Source organism: Pseudomonas sp. R4-35-07 (assembly GCF_003852235.1).
Taxonomy (GTDB): Bacteria; Pseudomonadota; Gammaproteobacteria; order Pseudomonadales; family Pseudomonadaceae; genus Aquipseudomonas.
Genome location: NZ_CP027732.1, coordinates 2,511,743 through 2,535,608, shown reverse-complemented (window position 1 = coordinate 2,535,608; position 23,866 = coordinate 2,511,743). Strand labels below are relative to the sequence as shown.

Annotated in this window: 23 protein-coding genes; 10 read left to right on the top strand and 13 right to left on the bottom strand. The window is 63.2% G+C overall.

Annotated elements, in window-relative coordinates:
- Positions 1-22 precede the first annotated feature (22 nt).
- Positions 23-1,252, top strand: coding sequence for a YbfB/YjiJ family MFS transporter (locus C4J89_RS11700; RefSeq protein WP_124414469.1), 1,230 nt, complete (start codon positions 23-25; stop codon positions 1,250-1,252).
- On the top strand, positions 1,249-2,247 hold the full coding sequence (locus tag C4J89_RS11695; protein ID WP_124414468.1) for an NAD(P)H-quinone oxidoreductase: 999 nt from the start codon (positions 1,249-1,251) through the stop codon (positions 2,245-2,247). The genes C4J89_RS11700 and C4J89_RS11695 overlap by 4 nt, the downstream gene beginning before the upstream one ends.
- 85 nt (positions 2,248-2,332) lie before the next feature.
- On the opposite strand, the gene C4J89_RS11690 is transcribed toward C4J89_RS11695, so the two are convergent.
- The 3 genes from C4J89_RS11690 to C4J89_RS11680 form a co-directional block, all read right to left on the bottom strand.
- Positions 2,333-3,460 carry an alkene reductase gene (locus C4J89_RS11690; RefSeq protein WP_124414467.1) on the bottom strand — a complete coding sequence of 376 codons (1,128 nt, stop codon included), beginning with the start codon at positions 3,458-3,460 and terminating at the stop codon, positions 2,333-2,335.
- Positions 3,461-3,537: 77 nt separating this feature from the next.
- The gene (locus C4J89_RS11685) at positions 3,538-4,215 is read right to left on the bottom strand and encodes a type 1 glutamine amidotransferase domain-containing protein (protein ID WP_124414466.1); all 678 of its coding nucleotides are present in this window, start codon (positions 4,213-4,215) and stop codon (positions 3,538-3,540) included.
- Positions 4,212-4,841 carry a TetR/AcrR family transcriptional regulator gene (locus tag C4J89_RS11680; protein WP_124414465.1) on the bottom strand — a complete coding sequence of 210 codons (630 nt, stop codon included), beginning with the start codon at positions 4,839-4,841 and terminating at the stop codon, positions 4,212-4,214. Before C4J89_RS11680 ends, C4J89_RS11685 begins: the two co-directional genes overlap by 4 nt.
- 173 nt (positions 4,842-5,014) lie before the next feature.
- Here C4J89_RS11680 and C4J89_RS11675 point away from each other — a divergent pair, with 173 nt between their 5' ends.
- On the top strand, positions 5,015-5,977 hold the full coding sequence (locus C4J89_RS11675) for a GlxA family transcriptional regulator (RefSeq protein WP_124414464.1): 963 nt from the start codon (positions 5,015-5,017) through the stop codon (positions 5,975-5,977).
- Here the strand turns inward: C4J89_RS11675 and C4J89_RS11670 are convergent.
- Positions 5,966-6,472: a GNAT family N-acetyltransferase gene (locus C4J89_RS11670; RefSeq protein ID WP_256681679.1), complete on the bottom strand. Its 507-nt coding sequence runs from the start codon at positions 6,470-6,472 to the stop codon at positions 5,966-5,968. The genes C4J89_RS11675 and C4J89_RS11670 overlap by 12 nt on opposite strands.
- Positions 6,473-6,650: 178 nt before the next feature.
- On the opposite strand from C4J89_RS11670, the gene C4J89_RS11665 reads away from it, so the two are divergent.
- Positions 6,651-7,523, top strand: coding sequence for an undecaprenyl-diphosphate phosphatase (locus C4J89_RS11665; protein WP_124362489.1), 873 nt, complete (start codon positions 6,651-6,653; stop codon positions 7,521-7,523).
- On the opposite strand, the gene C4J89_RS11660 is transcribed toward C4J89_RS11665, so the two are convergent.
- The 4 genes from C4J89_RS11660 to C4J89_RS11645 all read right to left on the bottom strand — a co-directional run bounded on the left by C4J89_RS11660 (position 7,463) and on the right by C4J89_RS11645 (position 11,061).
- Entirely contained in the window at positions 7,463-8,341 is an 879-nt protein-coding gene (locus C4J89_RS11660; protein WP_256681794.1) for a sugar phosphate isomerase/epimerase, read from the bottom strand. The genes C4J89_RS11665 and C4J89_RS11660 overlap by 61 nt on opposite strands.
- A gap of 1 nt (position 8,342) precedes the next feature.
- Complete coding sequence (locus C4J89_RS11655) at positions 8,343-9,542, bottom strand: NAD(P)/FAD-dependent oxidoreductase (RefSeq protein WP_124414463.1); 1,200 nt, start codon at positions 9,540-9,542, stop codon at positions 8,343-8,345.
- 2 nt (positions 9,543-9,544) lie between these two features.
- On the bottom strand, positions 9,545-9,865 hold the full coding sequence (locus tag C4J89_RS11650; protein WP_053128781.1) for a MocE family 2Fe-2S type ferredoxin: 321 nt from the start codon (positions 9,863-9,865) through the stop codon (positions 9,545-9,547).
- Between the two features lie 110 nt (positions 9,866-9,975).
- On the bottom strand, positions 9,976-11,061 hold the full coding sequence (locus C4J89_RS11645) for a fatty acid desaturase family protein (RefSeq protein WP_124414462.1): 1,086 nt from the start codon (positions 11,059-11,061) through the stop codon (positions 9,976-9,978).
- A gap of 162 nt (positions 11,062-11,223) precedes the next feature.
- On the opposite strand from C4J89_RS11645, the gene C4J89_RS11640 reads away from it, so the two are divergent.
- Complete coding sequence (locus tag C4J89_RS11640) at positions 11,224-12,273, top strand: LacI family DNA-binding transcriptional regulator (RefSeq protein WP_124414461.1); 1,050 nt, start codon at positions 11,224-11,226, stop codon at positions 12,271-12,273.
- Positions 12,274-12,455: 182 nt separating this feature from the next.
- On the opposite strand, the gene C4J89_RS11635 is transcribed toward C4J89_RS11640, so the two are convergent.
- On the bottom strand, positions 12,456-14,429 hold the full coding sequence (locus C4J89_RS11635) for a sigma-54-dependent Fis family transcriptional regulator (RefSeq protein ID WP_124414460.1): 1,974 nt from the start codon (positions 14,427-14,429) through the stop codon (positions 12,456-12,458).
- A 183-nt stretch (positions 14,430-14,612) separates the two neighbouring features.
- Here C4J89_RS11635 and C4J89_RS11630 point away from each other — a divergent pair, with 183 nt between their 5' ends.
- The 3 genes from C4J89_RS11630 to C4J89_RS11620 are packed head-to-tail and all read left to right on the top strand — an operon-like array spanning position 14,613 to position 17,338.
- Positions 14,613-15,617, top strand: coding sequence for a Gfo/Idh/MocA family oxidoreductase (locus C4J89_RS11630; protein WP_124362484.1), 1,005 nt, complete (start codon positions 14,613-14,615; stop codon positions 15,615-15,617).
- Entirely contained in the window at positions 15,614-16,393 is a 780-nt protein-coding gene (locus C4J89_RS11625; RefSeq protein ID WP_124414459.1) for a TIM barrel protein, read from the top strand. The genes C4J89_RS11630 and C4J89_RS11625 overlap by 4 nt, the downstream gene beginning before the upstream one ends.
- Before the next feature lie 18 nt (positions 16,394-16,411).
- Positions 16,412-17,338: a sugar ABC transporter substrate-binding protein gene (locus C4J89_RS11620; RefSeq protein WP_124362482.1), complete on the top strand. Its 927-nt coding sequence runs from the start codon at positions 16,412-16,414 to the stop codon at positions 17,336-17,338.
- A 52-nt stretch (positions 17,339-17,390) separates the two neighbouring features.
- Here C4J89_RS11620 and yghU read toward each other — a convergent pair whose 3' ends face one another.
- The gene (gene yghU / locus C4J89_RS11615) at positions 17,391-18,218 is read right to left on the bottom strand and encodes a glutathione-dependent disulfide-bond oxidoreductase (protein WP_124414458.1); all 828 of its coding nucleotides are present in this window, start codon (positions 18,216-18,218) and stop codon (positions 17,391-17,393) included.
- Positions 18,219-18,264: 46 nt separating this feature from the next.
- Positions 18,265-19,491 (bottom strand): MFS transporter, encoded by a 1,227-nt coding sequence (locus C4J89_RS11610; RefSeq protein ID WP_124414457.1) that lies wholly within the window; start codon positions 19,489-19,491, stop codon positions 18,265-18,267.
- Between the two features lie 62 nt (positions 19,492-19,553).
- On the opposite strand from C4J89_RS11610, the gene C4J89_RS11605 reads away from it, so the two are divergent.
- Entirely contained in the window at positions 19,554-20,543 is a 990-nt protein-coding gene (locus tag C4J89_RS11605; RefSeq protein WP_372238975.1) for an AraC family transcriptional regulator, read from the top strand.
- A gap of 170 nt (positions 20,544-20,713) precedes the next feature.
- Here C4J89_RS11605 and C4J89_RS11600 read toward each other — a convergent pair whose 3' ends face one another.
- Entirely contained in the window at positions 20,714-21,481 is a 768-nt protein-coding gene (locus C4J89_RS11600; RefSeq protein ID WP_124362478.1) for an SDR family NAD(P)-dependent oxidoreductase, read from the bottom strand.
- A 138-nt stretch (positions 21,482-21,619) separates the two neighbouring features.
- Here C4J89_RS11600 and C4J89_RS11595 point away from each other — a divergent pair, with 138 nt between their 5' ends.
- Positions 21,620-22,768, top strand: a complete 1,149-nt coding sequence (locus tag C4J89_RS11595; protein WP_124362477.1) for an aldose epimerase family protein — start codon at positions 21,620-21,622, stop codon at positions 22,766-22,768.
- Positions 22,769-22,895: 127 nt separating this feature from the next.
- Here C4J89_RS11595 and araH read toward each other — a convergent pair whose 3' ends face one another.
- On the bottom strand, positions 22,896-23,864 hold the full coding sequence (gene araH / locus C4J89_RS11590; RefSeq protein ID WP_124370421.1) for an L-arabinose ABC transporter permease AraH: 969 nt from the start codon (positions 23,862-23,864) through the stop codon (positions 22,896-22,898).
- Between the last annotated feature and the right edge of the window lie 2 nt (positions 23,865-23,866).

Here is a 23,866-nt window from a genome sequence, read left to right as displayed (position 1 = left end):
AAAAATATCCAGGACCGCCATCATGCTGCACACACAGGCTTCATCCCGAAACGCCGTCTGGTTACCGATCTTCGCCGGGCTCTGCGCCAGCCTGGTCAGCATCGGCCTGGCGCGCTTTGCCTATACGCCGTTGATCCCCTCGCTGATCCAGGCCCAGTGGTTTTCCGCCAGCGACGTGGTCTACCTCGGCGCCGCGAACCTGGTGGGTTACCTGGTGGGCGCGCTGATCGGGCGGCCCATCGCCCGAGCGACTTCCAACAAAACGGCGCTGCGCCTGATGATGGTGGCAGTGACCCTGGCGTTTTTCGCCTGTGGCTATCCGTTGTCGGTGCTGTGGTTCTTCGCCTGGCGCTTGCTGTCGGGCATCGCCGGCGGCGCGATCATGGTGTTGGTGGCGGCGACCGTGCTGCCGCATGTTCCGGCCCCGCGCCGTGGCGTGGCCAGTGGTGCGATCTTCCTCGGCATCGGCTTGGGCATCGCCGGCTCCGGCACAATCGTGCCGCCGTTGTTGAATCTGGGCCTGCAACAGACCTGGTTCGGCCTGGGCCTGCTGGCCCTGGTGCTGACCGCCGCCAGTTGGTTCGCCTGGCCCAACGGCACGCTGCAGGAGGCAACGCCGCCAACGGCTAAAACGCCGACACCGGCAGCGGTGTACCTGCTGTTCGCGCAATACGCTTTCATGGCGGCGGGCCTGGTGCCGGCCATGGTGTTCTTGGTGGATTACGTGGCACGCGGCCTGGGTGCCGGGGCGCATGTCGGGGCGATGATCTGGGTGATGTATGGCCTGGGCGCCATCGTCGGGCCGGTAACCTACGGATTTCTTGCCGACACCCTCGGTGCCCGCTTGAGTATTCGCGTCGTGCTGGTGATACAGGCGATTGCATTGGGCTCGCTGGCGGTCTCCAGCTCATTCGTGGCCCTTGCCGTGTTGGCGCTGATCCTCGGCTCGTTCCCGCCAGGCATTGTGCCGCTGGCGCTGGCGCGAATCCACGAACTGATCCCCGAGCATCACTCGCAGCAAATAGCCTGGAGCCGGGCGACAGTGTCTTTTGCTACCTTCCAGGCGCTCGCCGGCTTTGCCTACTCGGCGCTGTTCAACGGCAGTGGCGGCCAGCATGGGCTGTTGTTCCTGATCGCGGCTGGCGCCATTGTGGTTGCACTGTTGCTGGAAGCGGGCATGATCTGGCTGAACCGTCGACCGCTCGCCACGGTCCCAACCCATACGCTCATCGTCACAGGAACCCCTTCATGACCCTGCCTCAAGAAATGACCCTGATCGAAATCACCGCCCCCGGCGGCCCCGAAGTGCTGCAACCGCGACGTGCAGACGTACCGGTGGCCGGCCCGGGCGAGATCCTGATTCGCGTGCATGCGGCCGGGGTCAACCGCCCCGACGCCTTGCAGCGGGCCGGCAAGTACCCGATGAAACCCGGCATGAGCCCGATTCCCGGCCTGGAAGTGGCCGGTGAAGTGGTGGCGCTGGGTGAAGGCGTGGATCAATTCGCGCTCGGCGATAAGGTCTGCGCCCTGACCAATGGCGGCGGCTATGCGCAGTTCTGCGCGGTACCGGCCAGCCAGGCGCTGCCGATTCCCGAAGGCATGGACTGGATTCAGGCCGCTGCCGTGCCGGAAACCTTCTTCACCGTCTGGGCCAACCTGTTCGGTCTGGGCGGCGCCTGCAGCGGCGAACGCGCCTTGATCCACGGCGGCACCAGCGGCATCGGCACCACCGCCTTGATGCTCTGCCAGGAATTCGGTATCCAGGCCTTCGCCACCGCCGGCAGCGCCGACAAATGCGCGGCAATTGCCAAGCTCGGCGCGCAGCCGATCAATTATCGCGAGGAAGACTTTGCCGAGGTCATCGCCGAGAAAACCGCCGGCCAGGGCGTCGATGTGATCCTCGACATCATGGGTGCCTCCTACCTCAACAACAACCTCAAGGCCCTGGGCATGGACGGCCACTTGGTGATGCTGGGCTTTCTCGGTGGCGGCAAGGCCAATGATGTGGACCTATTGACCATTCTCGGCAAACGCGCGGTGATCACCGGTTCGCTACTGCGCGCTCGCACTCGCGAAGAAAAGGCCGCGATTGCCGAGCAGTTGCGTGAACATATCTGGCCGGTGCTGAGCCAAGGGCGCTGCCTGCCGATCATCGATAAGGTGTATGAATACACCGACGCCGCCCAGGCGCACGCGCGGATGGAAGGTGGCGATCATATCGGCAAGATTGTGTTGCGCGTCGAATAAAACACGCCTGCCCCTGTGGCGAGGGAGCTTGCTCCCGCTGGAGGGCGAAGCCCTCCTCAATCCTTCACAGGGGTAGCGTTTGCGCTCAGTTTTGTTGGGCATATTCCGGATAATCGACATACCCCGCCTCAGTCCCGCCATACAGCCCTTCAGCCTTCAACACATTCAACGGCCAGCCATTGAAAATCCGCTGCGGCAGATCCGGGTTGGCAATGAACGGCCGCCCGAACGCAATCAGGTCCGCCAGCCCCGCTTGCACCAGTTGCGCGCCGCGCTCAGCGGTGTAACGGCCGGCGTAAATGATGCGCCCGCTGAAGGTGCTGCGCACGGCCTGGCGGAAGCTGTGCGGCAGCACAGGGGCATTGTCCCAGTCGGCTTCGGCAATGGAGACGTAAGCGATACCCGACTGCTCCAGCACTTTGATCGCTTCGATGTAGGTGTGGTGCGGGTCTTCTTCCACCAGGCCGATGTACACGCGATCTTGGTCAGTGCCGCTGAACAAAGGCGAAAAGCGCACGCCCACACGTTCCGGACCCACTACGCGGCAGACAGCTTCGACGATCTCGCGCAGAAAGCGCAGACGGTTGTCCAGTGAGCCGCCGTATTCATCCTCACGCTGGTTCGAATGGGCCGAGATGAACTGGTTGACCAGGTAGCCGTTGGCCGCATGAATCTCCACCCCGTCGAAGCCTGAGTCCAACGCATTGCGCGCCGCCTGTGCGTAGTGGCCGACCAGTTCCTCGATCTCCAGCACCGTCAGAGCACGGGGTACCGGGGGCTGTTTCAGCTCGCCGACACCCGGCGCGGTTTCGATAAATGCCTTCGCTTGCACGGCCTGGATCGCCGACGGTGCGACCGGCGCGGCGCCCTCGGGTTGCAAGGCGTTATGGGACACGCGGCCCACATGCCACAACTGGGCGAAGATCACCCCGCCCTCGGCATGCACCGCCTCGGTGACCTTGCGCCAGCCGTCGATCTGCGCCGGCGTGTAGATCCCCGGCGTCCACGCGTAACCCTGGCCACGCGGTTCGATCTGGGTGCCCTCGCTGACCATGAAGCCGGCGCTGGCGCGTTGACGGTAGTAGCGGGCCATCAAGTCGGTGGCGATATCGCCGGGTTGGGCGCTGCGCTGGCGCGTCAGGGGCGGCAACACGATGCGGTTGTTCAAGGTGTGATGTCCCAGTTTTACTGGGGTGTTCAATGGATGAGCCATGGGATATTCCAAATTCAGGACGAACGAAAACACTGGCGGCTCTCGCGAGCCGCCAACGCATCAATCGGTTATTAAAATTAAGCGGTGAGTTTGAGCAGCGCCTTGGCTACTTCGCTGGAGCTGCCGGGGTTCTGCCCCGTCACCAGCAAGCCATCGACGATCACGAAAGACTGCCAATCAGCGCCCTTCTCATAGTTGCCACCCAGCTTCTTGAATTCATCTTCAATCAGGAAGGGCACCACCTCGGTCAATCCCACCGCCGCCTCTTCGGAGTTGGAGAACCCGGTGACGCGACGGCCTTTGATCAATGGCTCGCCGTTGACCGCCTTGACGTGACGCAAGGCGCCCGGTGCATGGCAGACAAACCCGACAGGCTTGCCGGCACGCTCGAACGACTCGATCAGCGCGATGGAAACCGGCGACTCGGCCAGGTCCCACAGCGGGCCGTGGCCACCTGGGTAGAACACGGTGTCGAAGTCATCGGCGTTGACCGCGTCCAGTTTCACCGTGGTGGCCAAGGCCTGTTGCGCGGCCGGGTCGGCGGCGAAGCGTCGGGTTTGGTCGGTCTGGAAGTCCGGCTGATCGCTGACCGGGTCCAGCGGCGGCTGGCCACCGGCGGGCGATGCCAGCACTACATCGGCACCGGCGTCCTTGAACGCGTAATAGGGAGCGGCAAACTCTTCGAGCCAGAAGCCGGTCTTGCGGCCGGTATCGCCAAGCTGGTCGTGAGAGGTCAGTACCATTAATACTTTCATTTTCCAGTGCCTCGATCGTTGTGATTAACAGGGTTTTCGGGGTGGCCCAACAACTGTCGGGTCAGCCCCAGCGCCTCATCGAACGGCGCGGTGGTACGGGTAATCTTGCCCATGACGCTGGTTCCCAGCCACAACGCATACAGGCGTCGGGCCAGGCTTTCGGGGGGTTGCCCGATCATCAGCGAGCCGTCTTGCACACCGTGCTGCAACTCCGTGGCGAGCAGCTCGATGGTGCGTGAAGTGCCGCGTTGCAACGCCAGGCGCATCGGCTCTGACAGGTCAGACACTTCGGCGCCGAGTTTGACGGCCAGGCATTTGCCGGCGTCGGTGCAGCCGGTGTGGTTGTCGATCCAGGCCTGCCAGTAGCGCATCAGCTTGGCGTACGCAGACAGGTCCGCCTGGCTGAACAACTGCTGCATGCCGAGCACGTAGTTGTCGAAATACGTATCGAGCAACACCACACCGAAGGCGTCCTTGGAGCTGAAGTAGTGATAGAACGAACCCTTGGGCACGTCGGCGGCTTGAAGTATTTCGTTCAATCCCACCGCGGAAAATCCCTTGCTGCCCACAATCGCTTGCGCACTTTCAAGAATGGTCTGCCGTGCACTTCTGGTTTCGCTGTTCATGCTTCGCCCCTGCCGATTAGACCAGTCGTCTAGTTCGTTGGAGGAATGTTAGGGCCGCAGGCGCAGGCTCACAATGTCATATGCGCAAGGATTCCGGCCATCGGCCAAAGCCAGTTGCCGTTTACCTGGCACGCGCCGACAATCGCCTCTCCCGCGCCCCTTGGAGAATGCCGATGCACAGCGTTGCGTTGATGGTTTACCCGAATTTCCAGTCCTTGAGCCTCAGCCTGGGCTCGGTGTTCGAGTGCGCCAACCTGCTGCGGGGCGAGCCGGCGTATGAGTTTCACCTGGTATCGGAAAGCGGCGGCGCGGTGATGACGTCCCAGGGTTTTTCGGTGAACACCGCGCCGATTAGGCCGCAGGGTTACGACACGCTGATCGTCAGCGGCTACCTGGAGTTTCGCCTGCCGGAAGCCAATCTGTTGGAGATGGTCAAGGCCGCCTCCGCGCAATCGCGCCGCGTGGCCTCATTGTGCATGGGTATTTTCGTGCTGGCCGAAGCCGGGTTGCTCGAAGGCAAGCGCACCACCACTCACTGGATCCACGCACCGGCGTTTCGCAAGCGCTACCCGGATATTTGCCTGGAAGAAGACAAGTTATTCGTGGTGGACGGCCAGGTATGGACCGGCGCCGGCATGAGCGCCGGGGTCGATCTGGCGCTGGCCATGGTCGAAAACGACCTGGGCAGCGACCTGGCCCGGCGCATTGCGCGCAAGCTGGTGATCGCACAACGGCGCGGCAGTGAACAGTCGCAACTGTCGGCCCTGCTGGAACTGGACCCCAAGTCCGACCGTGTACAACTGGCCCTGGCCTACGCCCGCGAAAACCTCACCCACGACCTGTCGGTGGACGCCCTGGCCGATGTCGCCCGTCTCAGCCCGCGCCAGTTCAGCCGGGTGTTTCGCGAAGAAACCGGGCAAACGCCGGCCAAGGCCATCGAGGCGCTGCGCGTGGAGGCGGCGCGGGCGATGATGGAAACCAGCCGCCACCCGGTCGAAGTGGTAGCCCGCGAGACCGGCTTTGGTGATCGCGAGCGCATGCGCCAGGCGTTCCTGCGAGCCTTCGGGCAACCGCCGCAAGCGATGCAGCAGGTGTTGTTCAGCCCCGCCCAGGCCCATGGCCGCTCAATGCAGTGAAGCGTGGGTCACCAGGTAGCTGATCAAGTGCGGCTCATCCTCGAGTTCGAGGGTTTGCACCGGGCGCGGCAGGTTATCCAGCACCGTGCGCCAGAACGCCTGGGACACTTCGTCCTGGTCATAAAACCGCACCAGCCAATTGGCCTCGCCGCTGCACAGCACTTGGGTGGCGATGGCGCGGCCGATGCCTTTGCGGCGGTAGCGCTTGAGGATGAACAGGTCGGCCAGCTCCAGGGCATCGATGCCTGGCAGTTCGCTGCCTTCGATCAGCAGGAAGCCGGCCACATAGCCGTCGACCAATAACAGATTGGCGCTCCACTGCGGGTCATGCCAATAGCGGGCCAGGTGCTCGTCGTGGATGTAGAAACGGCCATCGGCCTCGACATCTTCCTGCTCCCAATCTGAAGACTCATAGGCGTAGTACTGGTAGAGATTGCGGATCAGCTCGGCGTGTTCAGGGCCGGTCTGGATCAATTCGACAGTGGTTTCAGGCATGGGGCTCTCGGTGAAAAAACGCAGGGCGCCATTGTTCACAAATCGGCTGGCAAGGCCAATACATTGCCCAACCTTTCTATTGGCTGAACCGATTGCAAATAGCCCTGGCCCCTGGCCGAAATCCAGAAACATTTAGAATAAACTTCGCCGGCTCTCCCTTTTTTCAAGGACACGTATTTTGACTAACGTCTGCTCCGCCGGCCTGGATGTGGGGTTTGCCTCCCTGGATTACCTGCAGATTTTTATCCTGGGTGTGATCCAGGGCATTACCGAATTGCTGCCGGTGTCGTCCACCGCGCACATGCGCGTGGTGCCGGCACTGCTTGGCTGGCAAGACCCTGGCTCGGCGTTTTCCGCAGCGATGCAGTTGGCGGCGCTGGCGGCGGTGGTGAGCTACTTCTGGCGCGATGTGCAGCAAGTGACCACGGGCAGCATCAGTGCCGTACGCCGGGGTGACTACAACGACCGCTGGTTCAAGCTGGCGGTGGCGATTGTGCTGGCGACCATCCCGATCTGCATCGCCGGCCTGGCGCTGTCGTCAACCTTGAATACCTGCAACTCGCCGCTGCGCGGGCTGATGGTGATCGGTATTGCCTGTGTGGTGATGGCGATATTACTGGCGGCAGCCGAACTGCGCGCCCGTCACACCCGCGAGGTGAGCGAAATGCGCTTGCGTGATGCGTTGATCGTCGGCATCGCCCAGATCGGCGCGTTGATTCCCGGGGTCTCGCGCTCGGGCTCGACCTTGACCGCCGCGCTGTTCCTGAATTTCAAACGCGAAGAAGCGGCACGCTTTTCGTTCTTGCTGGGCCTGCCCGCCATCGCCCTCGCCGGCCTGAAAGAACTGTGGGTGCTGCTGCACGCCGACCTGCCCGCCCACGCCTGGCCGCACTTGCTCTTCGGCCTGGTGGTGGCGAGCATCTCGGCGTTTTTCGCGATCTGGGGCCTGATGAAGTTTCTGGAACGCTTCTCCACCTGGCCGTTCGTGATCTACCGCGCGCTGCTGGGGGTGTTTTTGATTGGGGCGGTCAGCACCGGGCTGCTGAGTTGATCGTCCAGGCACTGCTTCCATAGGTTGCGAACCAGGGTTTTCATGGTGAGCGCCTCAGCCCAGCGATCACTGAGTTCCCGGCCATCCGCGCCGGTGATCGCATAGGGCGGCGGGCCGAGTTCGCAGGTGAAGGACAGGCTTTGGGGGGTGTTCGGGCGGGCCAACCAGTCCTCGATTCCGTAGCGCCACCAGCCGAGAAAGCGTTCTACCCAGGCTCGATGCTGGGGGAAATCCAGCGCGACCTGCACCTGTTCACTGCTGGCTACGCGCCCATGAAAGCCCCAGCTATGGTGCAGAATCGTGCGTATCTGTTCATCGTCGTCGGCGGCGCCAGGTTCGGGCAATTCGCCACCGACCACGTAGTGGGACAGGTCCGCCAGCAGTTTCAGGTCAGGCATTTGCGCCAGCAGGTCGAGGGTGAACAACAGGTCACTGGTCAGGCGATAACGGTGGGTTTCCAGCAGGATCGGGAAAGCCACCTGCTCGGCCAGGCGTTGCCAGCCGTCGATCAACCGGCCCGCCTCGGCCTGGGTACGCGGGCGCACGTCGGCTTGCAGAGTGAGGTGATGACAGCCGTAGCGGCTGATCACCTCCAGTGCCCGCGCCAGGTCATCCACCGATTGCGGAAACAGCTGGCCTTCGATCTGCAAACCCCGTGCGGCGGCGGCCGCTTGCAGGCGTGCTACCTCGGCCGCCTTCCAGTAGTGATCGGTGACGCCATCGAAACCGGCGGCGGCGATGCGATCCAGTTGCGCCTCGAGCGGGCCGGGTTCGGTGTGCATCGCCCACAGGGATTGGAATACCAGAAATTCGCGCATGTCAGCCCCGCAACCAATGTTTGAGAGAGACCGCCGGATCAGCCAGGCCCACCGACGGCAACGGCACATGGGCGATGATCAGGCGTTCACACAGCTTGATGTCCTTGGCCACGCTATTGCCCGGCGCCCAGCCGCAGGCGCCTTGCAGATACCCATCGGCATCGAGGTAGAACAGCAGCAAACCGCCGTGGGGCAAGGCGCGGCTGACCACCTCCGGCGTCATCACACCGACCGTCTGCAAGCCCCAGTCATAGTGGTCGGACCAGAAACCCGGCACGGCGTCGAAGGGCAATGCCCGGCCCAGCAGGTTCAACGCGGCATGCCGACCTTGGGCCTCGGCATTGCGCCAGGTTTCCTGACGCTGATAGAGGCCGCCAAGCCGGAACTCGCAGACGTCTCCCGCTGCGTAGATATTCGCCGCGCTGGTACGCAAGTGCACGTCAACGCGAATGCCCTGCCCTACCTCCAGCCCGGCCGCTGCCGCCAGTTCGATATTGGGTTGCATGCCGATGCCGACCACCACTAGGTCACAGGGCAGCGTCTGCCCGTCCACCAGTTGCACGGCGTCGGCCTGGATGGATTCCACAGTGACGTTCAAGCGCACGTCCACACCCTGTTCGCGGTGCAGATCCAGCAATGCTGCACTGATGATCGCTGGCAATACCCTGCCGGCCAGGCGCGGCCCGGCTTCGAGCACCGTCACCGCGCAGCCCAGGCCTCGCGCAGTCGCCGCCACTTCCAGGCCGATAAACCCACCGCCGACGATCACCAGCCGGGTGCCGGGGCGCAACTGGACGCGCAGGGCCAGCGCTTCATCGTGGGTGCGCAGGTAAAGCACATTGGCCTGGGCCTGAGGCAGACGCCGCGCACGGCCGCCAGTGGCGAGTAGCACGCCGGCATAGTCCAGCCAGCGGCCATCGGCCAGTTGCAGCCGATGCTGCTGCGGCGCCAGCTGGCTGACCGCATTGCCGGCAATATGCTCGATATCCAGCTCGGCCAGCCGCGCGCTGTCGCACAGGCTACACCCGGCCAGGTCCTGGCTGCCTTGCAACAGGGCCTTGGACAGCGGCGGTCGTTCGTAGGGCACGTGCGGTTCGTCGCCGATCAGGATCAGCCGACCGTCGTAACCCTCCTCGCGCAGGGTCAACGCCGCACGGCCACCGGCATGGCCGGCGCCAACGATAATCAGGGGCGCGCTCATCATCACGCCGTGACAGCGAGCAACACTCGCCCCGCTTCGACCCGTACCGGGTAGGTCTTCAGGTTGACACAGACCGGCGCGCCTAGGGCCTTGCCGGAGCGGTAATCGAAACGCCCGTTGTGCTTGGGGCATTCGATCACATGGTCCATGACCAGGCCGTCGGCCAGGTGGATTTTCTCGTGGGTGCACAGGCCGGCGGTGGCGAAAAACTCATTGTCGGCGGAGCGGAACACCGCATAGGTGTGTGCCCCGTGGTCGAAGCGCAGCACGTCTTCTTCGTCTATCTCGCCCACGGCGCAGACGTCGATCCATTGATCGTTCATGATTTTTCTCCAAGTGAATAACGTTCCTGGTGGCGAGCGAGCTTGCTCGCGCTGGGCTGCGAAGCAGCCCAGGATCGCGATTGAGGGTTATCTGAAAGACCGCGTCAGGTTTATTGGGGCTGCTGCGCAGCCCAGCGCGAGCAAGCTCGCTCGCCACTATGGGTGGGGCGCTGGACGAAATAGGTCGGGTCGCTGCGCTGCTTCCACAGGGTTGGCAGGATTTCCTTGTAGGCCTCGAACAGATTGGCATACGGCGGTGGGCAGTCGCGGCGGATTTCTTCGTGCAGTTGTTCGAGCGCGTGGTACGGCACCATCGGGTACATGTGGTGCTCGAGGTGGTAGTTCATGTCCATGTAGATAAAGCGCAGCACGCGGTTCATGTAAATGGTGCGGCAGTTGCTGCGGTGGTCGAGCACATCTTCGGCCAGGCCCACGTGCTGGGTGAGGCCGAACAGGTAGCCGAGCCAGGCGCCATAGAGACTCGGCAGCCCCACCAGCATCAGCGGCAACCAGCTGTGCAGGTACAAGGCGGTGCCGATGATCAACGCGTAAATGCCCACCCAGATGCGCGCGGCGCGAAACACTTTGGGCCATTCGGATTCGGGGATGAAGTCCTGCTCCTGGGCACTCATACGGCCGATGGCATGGCGGGCCACGCCACTGAAGGTCTTCCAGGCCAGGGGCAGATTGAACAGGCTCAGAAACATCATCCAGAAGCTTGGCGGGCGCGGCTCGACGATCTCCGGGTCGCGGCCGACGACGATGGTGTCGGTGTGGTGCCGGGCATGGCTCCAGCGCCACACATGGGGTTCGAACAGGCACATGAAGCACGCCACTGGGTACAGCGCGTCATTCATCCAGCGGGTCTTGAACGCCGTGCCATGCCCGGTTTCGTGCCAGCGCGGGTTGGAGGCGGTGCCGTAGAGCACGCCATAGGCGAGGAAGAACGGCACACAGGCCCAGGAGCCCCAGAACCAGTAGCCGCCAAAGCCTGTGACGAACAACGCGGTGAACCAGATGGCCGTATCGACCAGGGCCGGGCCGTCACGGCGCTGCATCAGTTCCTTCATGCGTTTGCGCGGAATCGGCGATTGGTACCAACGGGCCGAGACCAGGCCTTTTTCGGCGGCGCGGGCGGCTTCGGGGCCGGTCAGGCTGTAATCGCGCCGGGCGCGGTGAGCGGTGTGTTCAGGCATTGTTATCGTTCTCCGCAAGCGTGGGGTTTCAGGGGCTTTGCGAGACCAACCATAGAGCGCGGCCAAATCAGCCTCAAGGGCTTGAATCCATTCCCTATCAAGCTATCATCCAGGCCCAGCGGGGCTTGATAGTTTTCTATCAAGACGCTCAAGGGGCTCGCCATGAATACCCATAAACGCCCGACCATCGCCACGGTTGCCGCCCACGCGGGCCTCAGTGTGGCCACCGTCGACCGTGTATTGAACGCTCGCGCACCGGTCAATCCGCAAACCGCCGAGCACGTATTCCAGGCCGCCGAAGCGGTCGGTTATTTCGCCGCGCGACTGATCGGCCAGCGTATTCGCGAACGGCGTCCGACCTACCGTTTCGGCATTCTCCTGCTGGGCACCGCCCAGGCGTTCTATGCCAACCTGGCCCAGTCGATCAGCGCGGCGGCGCAGCAGCACGCCAGCGCCAACCTGAGCTGCCAGTTCGAGTACATCGTTGACCGCACACCCAGCGCCATCGTCGCGCAGATCGAGCAACTGGCCGTGCAGTGCGACGCGCTGGCGGTGGTCAGCTTCGCCCACCCGTTGATCAATGCGTGCCTGGCGCAGATCCGCGCAGCCGGCGTGCCGGTGGTGGCGCTGCTCTCGGACATCCACGAACGCGCGGCCGAACCTTATGTGGGCCAGGATAATCACGTCGTCGGCCGCACCATGGGCTGGCTGTTGGCGCGTACCTGCGGTGCGCGTAAAGGCAGCGTGGGCATCTTGCTGGGGGGCCACCGTTTTCTCGGCCACCAGGCGCGGGTCGAAGGCTTGCACAGCTACCTGGCCGAACACGCACCGGGGCTCAAACCCTTGGAACCGCTGATCAATCTGGACAACTGCGACATCACCGAAGAAGCCACCCTCGACCTGCTCAGCCGCCACACCGACTTGCGCGGGCTGTGCGTGGTGGGCGGCGGCGGTGACGGCGTGATCAACGCCTTGGCGCAACTGCCCAAGCGCCCGGCGTTGTGCTGCATTTTGCAGGAGTCCACCGAACTGTCGCGCCAGGCCCTGGGCCGAGGGTTGATCGATGTGGTGATGGATTCGCAGCCACGCCAGACGGCGGTGGCGCTGGTGGACCTGCTGGTGGCGCTGCAGAGCGACGAGGCGTTCGATCCGGCGCGGCATCGGGTGCACATCCCGCCGCACATCGTCACCTCGGAAAACATGGGCACCTGAAGAGGGGGCTTGCCCTGATGCCAGTCAGTCAGAGCTTTTTGTAGGAGCGAGCTTGCTCGCGAAAAATTCAGGCCCCCCGCGTTTATCCAGAATAAACGCGTTGCCTGGGCGTTTTTCGCGAGCAAGCTCGCTCCTACAGAGGGCGGCGTACGCTTCATCGCCCCTCCCACATCGGTAACCGTTCACCGGCCGCGAAAATCCCCGGCATTCAACCCGAACCGATTCATCTTGTTGTACAGCCCGCCACGGGAAACGTTCAGCTGCCGGGCGGCCAGGCGGATATTGCCAGCGGTGTTTTTCAGCGCCGTGACGATGGCGTGCATCTCGTGGCTGCTCAGGTCTTGGGTGGCTGGCGCGGCATATGGGATGGCCGGGGCGCGCGGCCTGGCCTCCAAGGGTAAATCGCCAGGCTCGATCCACTCGCCCATCGCCAGGTTGGTCGCCCGCTCAATCGCGTTTTCCAGCTCGCGCACATTGCCCGGCCAGCCATGGGCCGACAGCAACGCCAGCGCATCCGGCGAGAATCCTTGCAGCGATTTGCGCAACGAACGCGCGCAACGCTGCAGGAAATGCCGCGCCAGCAGAGGAATATCGTCACGGCGCATACGCAGGGGCGGCACGGTGATATTCAGCACGTTGAGGCGGTAGTAAAGGTCTTCGCGAAACGCCCCCTCGGCCACCGCCTGGCTGAGATTGCGGTGGGTCGCCGCAATGATGCGCACATCCACTGGCCGTGAGGTCTTCGCGCCCACGCGGGTCACCTCGCCTTCCTGCAACACGCGCAACAGGCTGACTTGCGCGTCGAAGGCCATGTCGCCGATTTCATCGAGGAAAATCGTCCCGCCATCGGCCAGTTCAAACTTGCCCGCCGAACCGCCGCGTGCCGAGCCGGTGAAGGCGCCTTCGGTATGGCCGAACAATTCGCTTTGCACCAGGTCCCGTGGGATCGCGCCGCAGTTGACTGCGACGAAGGGGCCAGTGCAACGCTCGCTGGCGTTATGAATGGCCTGGGCAAATAACTCTTTGCCGGTGCCGCTTTCGCCGAGGATCAAGGTGGTGGAATCACTGCGACTGGCGATGCGTCCCAGGTGCAGCGCGTCCTGGATCGCGCGCGAGGTGCCCTGGATGGTTTCAAAGGTGTAGCGGGCCTGGGTGCCGACAATGCGCCGGGTGATTTCGCGGATGCGGCGGTTTTCACGCACCGACACGATCACCCCACCCTGCTCCAGCGGGCACACCGAGACCAGGCAGGCGAGCTGGCTGCGGTCGTGCAAGTGAAAGGTGCAGTCCAGATCGCGCAGGTTTTCGCCGCCGCGCAGGAGCATGGCGTCGCTCAGCTCGCTGCGAGCGAGCCGATTGAAGGGGCTGCCGAGCAGCTCCAGGCCCACGTTGAACAGTTGCCGCGCGTAGCGATTGATCGCCTTGATGCACCCGCGTTCATCCAGCACCACCAAGCCTTCGTTAAGCACTTCAAGCACGGTTTGCTGCTCTTGCAGCAACGCTTGCAGCGCCATCTGCCGCGACACGGCCTCGGCGGCCGCCTGGACGGTGCCCAGGGTATGGAAGTGAAACCAGCCGGGCTCGGCCGTCAGCGTCAGCATGGCCAGGGTCTGGCCCTGGGCATTCTTTATCGGCGCGGCGGCGCAGTGCATGCGGCGTTGACGCAGGCCGACGGCGAAGTTTTCTTCGGCCAGCACATACACCAGATGATCTTCGGCCAGCGCCAGGCCGGTGCAGTTGGTGCCCTGCACCGATTCGAGCAGGCGACTGCCCACGGGGGTGATGTCCAACCCACAGAAATACAAAGTGGTGCCGTCAGCGTCGGTAAGGTTGATATGACCGCGCGGGTTGTACGCCAGTAATCCGTGCATGACTTGCGCGGCGGCGGCGATCAGCACGCGGTGGCTGGCCAGGGTGGCCGCCAGTGTGTCGGCGGCGACGAAACGGTAAGCGTTGTCTGCCGGATCGATGCCGGCCTCGACGCTGCGCCGCCAGGAATCCCAGATCGTCTGACGCACCTCGGGCGGGCGCTGCAGCTGGCCGCTCAGGCAGGCCTGCCACGCCTGCTCCAAGGCTGCGACCGGGCCGTCATTCAGCGCCGCGGGGCCCAGCGCCGTCAGGTAATCGAGGTCTTGCGCACTGATCGCCATGCTCATAAGCGGTGTCCATGTTCATGTTTTCAACATGTCAGCATAGACATGTCATTTAAATGAACACTATTTTTTTGGTGTTTATTTATAACCGTTAAATATCAGTCACTTGGATTTTGGCACAGCCCTTGCTCTTACCCCTTTACCCGCCAGGACCGTCCTGAGGCCAACAATAAAAAGGGGTCATACATGAATACAAAAAACATCCGCCTGGGCTTGATCGGCGCCGGCCGCATGGGCAGCTTCCACGGCCTGACCGCCGCCCGGCACATTCCCGGCGCTTGCCTCGCCGCCATCGCCGACCCTACGCCAGGGCAAGCCGCACGTCTGGCGGCAGAGCTGGGTGTAGCCAAGGTGTACACCGACCCGCAGCAACTGCTCGACGACCCGGATATCGACGGCGTACTCATCGCCGCCCCCGCCCGCAGCCATGCCGAACTGGTGATCAGCGCCGCCCGTGCCGGCAAGGGCATCTTCTGCGAGAAGCCCATGGCGATCACCCTCGATGAAGCCGACCGCGCCATCGCCGCTGCGGCCGATGCCCGAGTGCCACTGCAAGTCGGCTTCAACCGGCGCTTCGCCAACAGCTTTCGCGCCGCCCACCTCGACGTCGCCGCAGGCCGTATCGGCACTCCGCAGTTGCTGCGCTCCCTGACCCGCGACCCGGCGCTGAACAACCCTGGCGCCTCACCGCAATGGGTGATTTTCCTGGAAACCCTGATCCACGACTTCGACACCCTGCGCTACCTCAACCCCGGCGCCGAAGCGGTGCAGGTGCAGGTGATGGCCGACGCCCTGATCGCCCCGGACTACAAAAGCCAGGGTTTGCTCGACACCGCCGTGGTCACGATCCGTTTCGATAACGGCGCGATTGCCACCGCCGAAGCCAGCTTCCAGGCGGTGTATGGCTATGACGTGCGCGGTGAAGTGTTCGGCAGCGCCGGCATGCTGACCATGGGCAGCGTGCAGGCCTGCGACCTGGTGCGCTACCAGGCCCAGGGCATCCAGGCCGACACCCAGCGCCTGGACACCGACCTGTTGCGCGATGCCTACATTGCCGAGCTCAACCACTTCGTCGACTGCCTGCAAAGCGGCGCCAAGCCCCTGGCCAGCGGGGAAGATGCCCGCGCCGCCCTGGCGATTGCCCGCGCGTGTATCCAATCCTATGAGCAAGGCACGGCGGTGAGCCTATGAGCCCGTTCAAGCTGGCGGTGAGTGCCGAGATGGTGTTTCTGGATCTGCCCTTCGTCGAGCGGGTCAAGCGGATTCATGCCCTGGGTTTCAGCGCCGAAATCTGGAACTGGACAGACAAGGACATCAACGCCCTGGCCGCGACGGGCGCGGACTTCACCTCGATGACCGGCTACATCAGCGGCACGCTCACCGACCCCGACGGTATCCTCCACTTGCTCGACAGCGCCCGCGAATCCTTAAGTGTTGCCGAGCGCCTCAAGTGCCCCAGCCTCAATTTGCACGGCACCGGCCTGGGTGACGGCGGCCTGCCGGTGCAACCCGTCAGCCGGACCACCGGGCGCATGTGGCTGAGTGCCTGCAAGACGCTGGAGAAAATCGCTCGCCTGGGGCAAGACGCCGGCCGCGTGTTCCTGCTGGAAAACCTCAACACCGAGGTCGACCACCCCGGCACGCCATTCGCCCGCGCCGACGACACCCTGGCGCTGATCGAAGCCGTGGGCAGCCCGTATTTGAAAATGAACCTGGACCTTTACCACGCGCAGATCGGCGAAGGAAACCTGATCGAATTGATCCAGCGCGCGGGCAGCGCCATCGGCGAAATCCAGGTGGCGGACGTGCCCGGGCGCCAGGAGCCTGGCACCGGCGAAATCCACTACCCGGCGATTGCCAGGGCGCTGCAGGCCATCGGCTACAGCGGCGTGGTCGGCCTGGAAGCCTGGGCCAGCGGCGACAGCGAAGCGGCCCTGGAGCGTTTTCGCCAAGCCTTCACCCTATAACAACAAGAGGAACACCTCATGCATCGCTATTCATTGATCGTTGCCACCCTGTTGCTGCTGTTCAGCCAATGGACCTTCGCCGCGTACCGCATTGGCGTGAGCATCGCGCGGGTTGACGATAACTTCATGACCTACGTGCGCACTGGCCTTGAAACGGCCGCCAAACAACAAGACGTGCAGATCCAGTTCGAGGACGCCCAGGGCGACGTGGTGCGTCAGCTCAACCAGGTCGAAGGGTTTCTCAACCAGAACGTCGACGCGGTCATCGTGCTGCCGGTGGACACCGCCGCCACCGCCAACATGACCCGCGCCGCCGTGGCCGCCAATAAGCCATTGGTGTACGTCAACCGCCATCCCGATCAACGCACGCTGCCCAAGGGAGTCGTGACCGTGGCGTCCAACGACATCGAAGCCGGGCAATTGCAAATGCGCTACCTCGCGGAAAAACTCGGCGGCAAGGGCAACGTGGCGATCATCATGGGCGACCTGGCGCAAAACGCCACCCATGACCGCACTGAAGGCGCCAAGCAGGTGCTCAAGGACTTTCCCGGGATCAAGATCGTCGAGCAGCAAAGTGCCGAATGGCAACGCAGCAAGGCCATGGACCTGACCAGCAACTGGCTGCTGGCGGGCACACAGTTCGATGCGATTGTGGCCAACAACGATGAAATGGCGATTGGCGCGGCCATGGCTTTGCAGCAGGCCGGCAAAGCCAAGGGCGACGTGGCGATTGTCGGCATCGATGGCCTGCCCGATGGCCTGGCGGCGATCAGGCGCGGCGTGCTCACCGCCTCAGTGTTCCAGGACCCCAAAGCCCAGGCGACTCAAGCGGTACAAGCGGCGGTGCGGATGATCAAGGGCGAGCCGATTGAGTCGGAGGTGTGGGTGCCCTTCGAACTCATAAAACCCGAGCAAGTGGCTGTGTTCGAGCAACGCTACAAATAATTGAAGCCAAGAAGATCCAAATGTGGGAGGGGGCTTGCTCCCTCCCACACTTTCAGTCCAAGTCGCTCGCACTATGGCGCTCGGCCAACTGATCATCACCGGACACCCGATTCACCCGCCGCCCGCGCTGCACCGCCGGCCGTGCATCAATCGCATCCGCCCAGCGCATGACGTGCTTGTATTCATGCACCGACAGAAACTCCGCCGCCCCATACAACCGCCCTTTGACCAACCCGCCGTACCAGGGCCAGATGGCGATGTCGGCGATGGTGTAGGCGTCCCCGGCAATGTACTCGCTCACCGCCAGGCGCTTGTCCAGCACATCCAACTGGCGCTTGGCCTCCATGGCGAAACGATTGATCGGGTATTCCATCTTGCTCGGCGCATACGCGTAGAAATGCCCGAAGCCGCCGCCCAAGTACGGTGCGCTGCCCATCTGCCAGAACAGCCACGACAGGCATTCGGCACGGGCGGCAGGTTCGGTGGGCAAAAACGCGCCGAACTTCTCGGCCAGGTACTGCAGGATCGCGCCCGACTCGAACACGCGAATCGGCGCAGCGCCGCTGTGATCCATCAGCGCCGGAATCTTCGAGTTCGGGTTCACCGCCACGAAACCGCTGCCGAACTGGTCGCCGTCACCGATCTTGATCAGCCAGGCGTCGTATTCGGCACCGGTGTGCCCGAGCGCCAGCAGCTCTTCGAGCAGGATCGTGACCTTCTGCCCATTGGGCGTGGCCAGGGAATACAGCTGCAACGGGTGCTTGCCGACCGGCAGCGCTTTTTCATGGGTGGCGCCGGCGATGGGCCGGTTGATGCTGGCGAAGGTGCCGCCGCTTTCGGTGTCCCAGGTCCAGACCTTGGGGGGTACGTAGTCAGCCATGCTCGATGCTCCTAGAGGGCGCTTGCGATCAACAAAGGGTTTAAGACTAAACCAAAGACGCGTGGCGCGTCACACTGGTGTCCCCGTCTTGCCCAGGCACCTGCACACGCAGAGCGATGAGCAAGGCCGCGAGCAACATCAACACACCCGCACCGATAAACACCCCACCAATGCCACTGAAGCTGAACATCAGCCCGCCACCGGCAGCGCCCGCCGCGATGGCCGACTGCACCGACGCGACGACCATGCCTCCGGCACTTTCCGCCTGGTCCGGCACCGCACGCGCGACCCAGTTCGACCACGCCACGGGTACGCCGCCAAATGCCATGCCCCATAGCGCCAGCAGCATCGCCTGGCCCGGCAGTGACGCCGGCAACCAGACCAGGGCCAGTGCCGCAATTCCCACCAACACCGGCATTAACACCAGTGTTGTGCGTGGGCGGCGCACCAGCAGCCACCCGGCGAGCAGCGTGCCGGCGAAATTCGCCACGCCAAAACCCAGCAGCATCAGCGCCAGCCCCTCGGTGTCGACCCCGGTGGTGCTTTCCAGGAACGGCCGGATGTAGGTGAACAGCGCGAAATGCGCGGTGTGCACCAGTACGCAGCCGAACATGCCGATGGCGATACCGGGGCGCTGCAGTACGTCCACCACGGTGCGCAGGCGCGCGGTGCCATGGGGTGCCATGCGCGGCAGCGTGAATGCCTGGAACGCCAGGGTCAGCAGGCCGACGGCGGCCGCCGCAATAAACGCACTGCGCCAGCCGTACAGGCCACCCAAATAGCTGCCCAGCGGCACGGCGACCACGGTGCCCAGCGCGATCCCGCTGAAAATGATCGACAGCGCACGGGGCAAGGACGCCGCCGGCACCAGGCGCATCGCCACTGCAGCCGCCATGCTCCAGAACCCGCCGAGGGCGATGCCCAGCAGGATGCGCATCAACAACAGCACCGTCAGGCTGGAGGACAATGCCACCAGCAGGTTGGAGGCGATCATCAGCGTGGAAAACCCCAGCAGCACGACGCGCCGGTCGATACCACGGGTCAGCCCCGGCACCAGCAGACCGGCAAACAGCGCTACCACCGCCGTCACCGTGACGGCTTGCCCGGCCAGCGCCTCTGTAACGCCCAGGTCCAGGGCCATCGGTGTCAACAGGCTGGCCGGCAGGTACTCCGCCGTGAGCAAGCCGAATACCCCCATCGCCAGGGAAAATACCGCCAGCCAGGCCGGTTCTGTTACAACGCCCGCAGGCGCATGGGCTGCACAATCAGTCATCGCAGGTCTTCCTCAAGTCATTAGCGAGGCGCTCAGTCTAGGTAGGCCGGCCAGGATGATCTATGATACAAAGCCTTGAGTTTTTAACCGAAACCCCGGGCATGACTTCAGTGGACGCATTCACCGCTTCTTCAGAGCTGATCAACGAGTTGCTGCGCGGCATGCGCCTGCGCGGTGTGCAGTACCGGCGCATCCAGGCCGGGCCCACATTCGGCATGGGCTTTGGCGCCCGGCCGGGCCACGCCTATTTCCACTTTATCGCGGCCGGCCGCGCCACGCTGCGCACCGAGGACGGCAGCCTTTTCGCGCTGTCGGCCGGCAATGCGGTGTTCATCTCCCACGGCGGCGCGCACGCGCTGTTATCCGCAGCGGATGCCGTCGTGCAGGACATCGACCATTTCGACAGCGCACCGTTGGGAGATACCGTATGCGCCGTGGATGCATCACCCGATACCGTCCCCAGCCTGGTGTTGTTCAGTGCGTGCATGGAGTTTGAGCTCGGCAGCCTCCAGGGGCTCGGCAACCTGATGCCGGCCCTGATGCTGATCGATGCCGGCGGCCAGCGTTACCCGGGACTGATGCCGATCCTGGCGGTAATGGAACGCGAAATGTCCACGGCGCGCGTAGGCTTTGCCGGTATTCTTGCGCGCCTCGCCGATGTCGTGGCGGCGATGATCGTACGCGGCTGGGTCGAGTGCGCCTGTGGCAACGCCTCGGGCCTGGTGGCCGCGTTGCGCGACCCGCGCCTGGCCAGCGCCCTGCTCGCCTTGCACCAGCAGCCGGGCCACGACTGGAGCGTGGCGGAGCTGGCCGCCCAGTGTCATACCTCGCGCTCGGTGTTCGCTGACCGCTTCCAGGCCGTCCTCGGCATACCGCCACTGCGCTATGCCACGGAACTGCGCATGCGCCTGGCCAGCCAATGGCTGACCCTGGAACGCATGCCCATCGAAACGGTGGCGCAACGCCTGGGCTACACCTCCCAGGCGGCATTCAGCCGTGCCTTCAAACGCATCACCGGGCAGCCGCCGGGGGCTGCCAGGCGTTCGGCATGAAGCCTCGCGCGGCACGCGGCCTTCAAAGCCTGACCCGATCGAATAAACACCACTGTTCAAATGTGGGAGGGGGCTTGCTCCCGATGAGGGCATGTCAGTCAATGCATCCTTGACTGACCCACCGCTATCGGGAGCAAGCCCCCTCCCACAGTTGAACAGTGGCGCCTGGCCTAGACCCAACCGCCATCCACGATAAAGTTCTGCGCCGAACACATCGCCGAGGCATCGGAAGCCAAAAACAGCGCCATATTGGCGATATGCTCGGGCATCACGCTGCCCGGCAGGCACTGGCTGCGGGCGATCAGCTCACGGGCCGCATCGTCCACCCACATGGCCAGTTGTTTTTCCGTCATCACCCAGCCTGGCACCAGGGTATTGACGCGGATGTGGTGGGGGCCTAACTCCCGCGCCAGGCCACGGGTCATGCCGTGGGCGGCGGCCTTGCTGGCGGCGTACACCGGGTAGCCGGCGGAGGCCATCATCCAGCCGACCGAGCCCAGGTTGATGATCGAGCCGCCACCGGCCTGTTTCATCATTGGTACCACGGCCTTGGCGGCAAAGAAGGCGTGCTTGAGGTTGACCGCAATCAGCCGGTCGAACATTTCCGAGTCGATTTCTTCCAGGGTATGGCGTACGTCGTTCGCCGCGTTGTTGACCAGCACCGTGATCGGGCCGAGGGAATGTTCGAAGCGCCCGATCGCCGCGCGATAGCCGATCTCGTCGGTGATATCGCAGCATTCGAACTCAACGCTATGCCCGTTGGAGTTCAACAGCGCAGCCAGGCGTTCGCCCTGGCTTTGGGCGCGGTCCACGAACGCCACCTTGGCGCCCTGGGCGGCGAACGCCCGCACCATGAACTCGCCAATCCCGGAAGCCCCGCCGGAGATCAATACGGTCTTGCCCTTGAGGTCGGGATACAGGGCCTGCTGAGTACTCATAACGTGATGCCTCGATCAATTAGTCTTATTTTATTTTACGAAATCGGCGTTAAAGGCTATAAATTCGCTGTCTCAATCATGAAATATCGCACATTAGTAGAACTATTCAATCCAAAAACAACAAAAGGAAGTTCGACCATGAAGCACCCTCGATACCTGCTGTCCGGCCTGGCGATGTCCATGTTGATCGCCAGCGGCGGCGCCCAGGCCGCAGGCCTGACCAGCGAACACAAACCCTTCGGCAAAACCAACGACGGCACCGCCGTCGAACAATACGTGTTGCGCAATAGCCATGGCATGCAAGCCACGGTGATTACCTACGGCGGTGTGCTGCAATCGCTGAAGGTGCCGGACAAACACGGCAAGGTCGACGACGTGGTGCTGGGCTTTGACGACGTACAAGGCTATCAAGGCGGTACCGCATTTTTCGGCGCGACCATCGGCCGCTTCGGCAATCGCCTGGCCGGCGGTGCGTTCGAACTCGACGGCAAACGCTACCAGGTGCCGCTCAACGACGGCCCCAACTCGCTGCATGGCGGCGCCCAGGGCTTCGACAAGCAGGTGTGGCAAGCCAAGCCGGTCAAGGACAAGGACTCGGTCGGGGTCACCCTCACCTACCTGTCCAAGGACGGTGAAATGGGTTTCCCCGGCAACCTGAAAACCGAAGTCACTTATCGCCTCAACGACAAGAACGAACTGCACATCGACTACAAGGCCACCACTGACAAACCGACCGTGCTCAACCTCACCAACCACAGCTACTTCAACCTGGCTGGCGCGGGTAATGGCGATATTCTCAAGCAGGTCGCCACCTTGCACGCCAGCCATTACACACCGGTGAACGCCACCCTGATTCCCACCGGCGAACTGGCGCCGGTCAAGGGCACGCCGATGGATTTCCTCAAGCCTACCGCCATCGGCCAGCACATCAAGGAGGATCATCCGCAGCTCAAGTTCGCCGAACCGAAACAGGGTGGGTTCGACTTCAACTGGGCACTGGACACCAAAGGCGACGTGAAGCAACTGGCGGCCGAGGTGCATGATCCTGAGTCGGGGCGGCGTTTGCAGCTCTATACCAGCGAACCGGGCGTGCAGTTCTACACCAGTAACTTCCTGGATGGTTCGGTGAAGGGCAAGGCTGGCAAGACCTACCAGCATTGGAGTGGGTTTACCTTGGAGACCCAGCACTTTCCGGATGCGCCTAACCAGCCCAAGTTTGCCTCGACCCGCTTGAACCCTGGGCAGACCTACACCCAGAACACCATCTTCAAGTTCACCGCCAACTAAAACCCTACATTGATCGTTCCCACGCTCCGCGTGGGAATGCCACCTGGGACGCTCCGCGTCCCGATTCAGAAGTGGACGCAGAGCGTCCCGGGGTGCATTCCCACGCAGAGCGTGGGAACGATCAAGTTCAGCGTTGTTTCATGCGGTCGATGACGACGGCCAACAGCAGGATCGAGCCGCGAATCACGTACTGGTAGAAGGTATCGATGTTCTTCAGGTTCATCGCATTTTCGATAATCGCCAGGATCAATACCCCGGCGATCACATGGCGGATCATGCCGATACCGCCACTCAACGACACACCGCCCAGCACACAGGCGGAAATCACCGTCAGCTCGAAGCCCTGGCCGATCATCGGTTGGCCGGAGGTCATGCGCGAGGCCAGGATCACCCCGGCCAACGCGCCGATCAAGCCGTGCACGGCGAAGATCAGGATCTTGGTGCGATCCACATTGACCCCCGCCAGCAACGCCGCTTCCGGGTTGCCGCCGATGGCCATGGTGTTGCGCCCGTAGGTGGTGTAGTTGAGCAACCAGCCAAAGAACAGGAAGCACACGATGGTGATCAGGATCGGCACCGGCACGCCGAACAACTGGCCGTTGCCGAACACGAAGAACTGATCCTGGGACACGCCCACCGCTTTGCCGTCGGCGAAGATATAGGCCAGGCCGCGCACGATCTGCATGGTTGCCAGGGTGGTAATCAACGCGTTGACCCGCAGCTTGGCGATCACGATCCCGTTGATCAACCCCACCATCAGGCCCATCAGCAGCGCCGCGCCGATGCCGAGCATCACACTGTCGGTGTCGCGCATCACAATCGCCGCCACCACGCCGGCGCAGGCAATCACCGAACCCACCGACAAGTCGAAATGCCCGGAGGCCAGGCAGAACAGCATGGTGCACGCCGCAATGCCTACCGTGGAAATCGCCAGGCCCAGCCCGCGCATGTTCAACGGCGAGAGGAAGTTATCGATCAGCAAGGCACACAGGACAAAAATGCCCACCGCCGCCAGCAGCATCGCCCAGTTGTCGAGCAAGGCGCGCAGGTCGAGGGGTTTGCGTGCCGAGGGCAGCGCGTTGTTTTGAGTGGTCATGG